This is a genomic window from Endozoicomonas sp. SESOKO4, from assembly GCF_024606275.1.
The window spans coordinates 1-1,461 of the sequence record NZ_JAHHPS010000202.1; the positions used below are offsets into that span (position 1 = coordinate 1).

At 47.2% G+C, this 1,461-nt stretch carries 1 protein-coding gene; it reads right to left on the reverse strand.

What is annotated here, in order from left to right; all coding sequences use genetic code 11:
* Nucleotides 1-1,355, reverse strand: a 1,355-nt coding sequence (locus KDK16_RS03915) for an F-box/WD40 repeat-containing protein (protein WP_257274762.1), incomplete at its 3' end; no start/stop codon positions are given.
* Nucleotides 1,356-1,461 lie beyond the last annotated feature (106 nt).

Consider the following 1,461-nt stretch of genomic DNA (forward strand, 5'->3'; position numbering starts at 1 on the left):
TCCTCACTGGTCGTTACCAGATGGCGGCTATCGGCGCTGAAGCTGGCGGAGGTAAGCTCTTTTTGGTGTTCAATGATGTCTTTCACTACCCACCCAGCGGTTTGCAGGCCATGGATTTTTGCTTTGCTATCACTGATAGTCACCACATAACGGCCATCGGCGCTGAAGTCGGCTGAGTGAACCTGATCATCATGAACAATGGTGGTCATTTCTCCCCATGATCCATTGTCCTGCAGGCCATAGATGATTGCTCTGTGATCTTCGCTGGTGGTTACCAGGCGGCGGCCACAGGTGCTGAGGGTGTGCGAGTGGATTACCCCGTCATGGGAAATGGTGGCATTGACTTTCCATGATCCATCATCCTCCTGACTGTAGACAGTTGCATTTCTATCTTCACTCACGATCACTAAATGACGCCTGTCGGCGCTAAAGCTGGCCGAAGAGACTATAGCATTGTGGTCAATGGTGTATTTTGCTTCCCATGATCCATGGGTCCCCTCGCCGTAGATTTTCACCTTGCCATCCCAACCGGCGGTCACTACGTAGCAGCTATCGCTACTGAAGGTGGCTGAGGAGACCCAATCATTATGAAGAATGGTGGCTTTTACTTCCCACGATCCATCGTCCTCCTGAACACAGATTTTCGCCATGCGATCTTTACTGCCGGTCACTATTTTACGACCATCAGCACTGAAGGTGGCTGATTTGACCCACTCAGTATGGGAAATGTTGGCTTTTCCTGCCCATGATCCATCGGGCTTCTGGCCAGTGATTTGCGCTGTATTGTCATAGCCGGCGGTCACCACATGGCGACTATCAGCGCTGAAACTGGCTGTGTGGATATTATGTAGATGGGTAATTCCGGTTTTTTCCACCAGCTTGAATTTTTCACATTGAGCCATTAGTTTGCTGTTGGTAAAAACTAACTGAACAGGAAAATAAACATTCCCTTGTTGTTTTATGAGTGACTCGATAGTGCTGATATCCGCAAACGACCTCAACCAGTCACGGAGTTGTTGACTATCTTTTGTCGTAACAATGGTTCTTAGTTGATATTGGTGTGGTGAAGGAAGCCGACGATACCATGCTCTTTCCAGAGCTTTATCGTTTTTTACAAGCTTGTGAAGCTGTTTGCATACCCTTGTTAAAGCGGTCACCCCTCGAAATTCCAAATAGCGAATAATTTTGGCATGTATCTCTTCGGGCAAATGGAAGAATGTTGCTTCAATTTTGTCCTTTACAGTAACCTCCCTGCCCAAACTGACACCCTTTGGTGCTTCCTCCAATCGAGCTCGCTTGGGTGCTGTTGGCGAGAGTGAAACATCAATACCGGGATGGTTGTCCTTAGGGTCCATGGTTGTTCCTTCAAAGTCAGTTTTATCTTCTTGGTAAGGGCATTTAAAATGGATTGAAAGCTTAGAACCGGTTTTAGAATGAAAGTTCAAAACATTGAGGTCATTG